Here is a 2,243-nt window from a genome sequence, read left to right as displayed (position 1 = left end):
GGGCCGCAGCCTCAGCGAGATGCTGTTGATGCAGTACCGCTGGTCCGTGGGTGTCGCGTACCCCTCGCCCTCGAACACGTGCCCGAGGTGTGAGCCGCAGCGTGAGCAGCGCACCTCGGTGCGCACCATGCCGTGCGACCGGTCCTCGACCAGTTCGACCGCTTCGGAGTCCCGCGGGTCGTAGAACGAGGGCCAGCCGCAGTGCGACTCGAACTTGGTCTTCGAGGTGAACAGTTCGGCACCGCAGGCGCGGCACGCGTACACGCCCTCGGTCCTGGTGTCGGTGTACTCACCGGTGAAGGCCGGTTCCGTGGCCGCCTGGCGCAGCACGGCGTACTCGGACGGCGACAGTTCCGCGCGCCACTGCTCGTCCGGCTTCTCCACGTCGTACGACATGAGCCTCCAGCCCTTCCGCTTCTTCCCGCCGCTTCCCGCACGTCCTCGGCGTTCCCGCCCCGACGTTCGCGCGACGGCGTTCCTACTTCGACAGGTGGTCCAGGATCAGCGGGCCGATGTCGGTGACGTCGCCCGCTCCCATGGTGAGAACGAGATCACCGGGCTTGGCCATTCCCGCCACGGCCCGGGGGATCTCCGCCCTGTCGTGCACCGGCGTCACNNCAGTTCGCTGGTGACGCCGGGGATCGGGTCCTCGCGGGCCGGGTAGACGTCGAGGACCAGCGAGGCGTCGGCCAGGGCCAGGGCCGCGCCCATCTCCTTGCCCAGCTCCCGGGTGCGGGAGAAGAGGTGCGGCTGGAAGACGACCAGGATGCGGGCGTCGCCCGCGGCGGCGCGCATCGCCTCCAGGTCGGCGGTCATCTCGGTCGGGTGGTGCGCGTAGGAGTCGATGACCTGGACACCGGCCGCCTCGCCCTTGAGCTGCAGGCGCCGGTTCACGCCGGTGTACGCGGCCAGTGCCGGGGCCAGCTCCGCGGCCGGGATACCGAGCGCGGCGCCCGCGGCGAGCGCGGCCACGGCGTTGTGCGCGTAGTGGCGGCCCGGGACGGACACCGTGAAGGTGAGCGGGGCGCCCTCGAACTCGACGGTCACCTCGCTCTTCAGCCCCTGCGGGACGACCGACGTCACCCGCACGTCGGCGTCCGGCGCCTCCCCGTACGTCACCGTCCGCACGGAACCGGCCCCGCCGGCGGGTCCCGCCGCGCCGCGCAGGCGCCGGGTCAGTTCCCGCGCGCCCTCGTGGTCCGAGGAGATCACCAGGGTGCCGCCGGGCACGATCCGGGCGACGAACGTCTCGAAGGACTCGTGGATCTCCTCGATCGACGCGTAGTTGGCGTGGTGGTCCAGCTCCACGTTGAGGATGATCGCGACCTCGGGCGCGTACTTGTGGAAGCTGCGGTCGGACTCGTCCGCCTCGGCGACGAAGATCTCGCCGTCGCCGTGCAGCGCGTTGGAACCGGGCACGTCCAGGTCGCCGCCGATGGCGTACGACGGCCGGCGGCCCAGCTCGCTCAGGGAGACGGCCAGCATGGAGGTCGTCGTGGTCTTGCCGTGGGTGCCGGCCACCGCGATCGGGCGCAGGCCGTCCATGAGGGCGGCCAGCGCGTCGGAGCGGTGCACCACGGGCACGCCCAGTTCGGCCGCGCGGACCAGCTCCGGGTTGTCCTCGCGGATCGCCGACGACACGACCACGCAGCTCGCGTCGTCGGCCAGGTGTCCGGCGGCGTGCCCGATGTGCACGGTGGCACCCAGCGCGCGCAGCGCCTCGGCGGTGGCGGACTCCTTGGCGTCGCTCCCGGCCACCCGGGCGCCGCGCTGCGCGAGGATCTTCGCGATGCCCGACATCCCGGCGCCGCCGATGCCGATGAAGTGCGGTCGGTCCATGGCGGTAGGAAGGCCGGGTGCCATGCGTGTTTCTCCCCAGGGGTGACGAGCGGTGCGGGTCGTGCGCGGTGGTGCGACGAGCGGGACGAGGGTGCGCGCCCTCGTGCGAAGGCGCGGCCCCAGCCTATGCCTTGCTGTGGGAGAACAGTTTCAGCACCGGCACCTCCACCTTGTGCCGGGCCCGGGAGGCCCAGTCCCGGTGGAAGAACTCCTCCACGTAGTGCGGATCGGTGAGCACGATCACCTCGTCGGCCCCGGTCTCCCGGACCATCGTTCTCAGCGCGTCCAGCGGGTGGTCCTCGATCAGCCGGCCCTCGGCCGTGTGACCGGCGGCCCGCAGTGCCTGCAGGGACACCTCCAGGGCCCGCTCCCCCACGGTCCTGGCCTCCTCGCCCTCGGGGGTC

Annotated in this window: 2 protein-coding genes and 1 pseudogene; all 3 read right to left on the bottom strand. The window is 72.2% G+C overall.

Annotated features, from left to right (window positions below):
- On the bottom strand, window positions 1–396 hold a 396-nt coding region (msrB, locus tag AOK18_RS18775), incomplete at its 3' end, for a peptide-methionine (R)-S-oxide reductase MsrB (protein WP_055695126.1).
- 222 nt (window positions 397–618) lie between these two features.
- Window positions 619–1,863: UDP-N-acetylmuramate--L-alanine ligase (gene murC, locus AOK18_RS18770; RefSeq protein WP_240503230.1), on the bottom strand; the 1,245-nt coding region annotated here is incomplete at its 3' end.
- 100 nt (window positions 1,864–1,963) lie between these two features.
- Window positions 1,964–2,243, bottom strand: a pseudogene (locus AOK18_RS18765) (indole-3-glycerol phosphate synthase); the annotation flags it as partial.

This window comes from Streptomyces prasinopilosus, assembly GCF_001419695.1.
Taxonomy (GTDB): domain Bacteria; phylum Actinomycetota; class Actinomycetes; order Streptomycetales; family Streptomycetaceae; genus Streptomyces; species Streptomyces prasinopilosus.
Note: the sequence above shows the minus strand (reverse complement) of the source record. Positions and strands in the feature narration are given on the sequence as shown.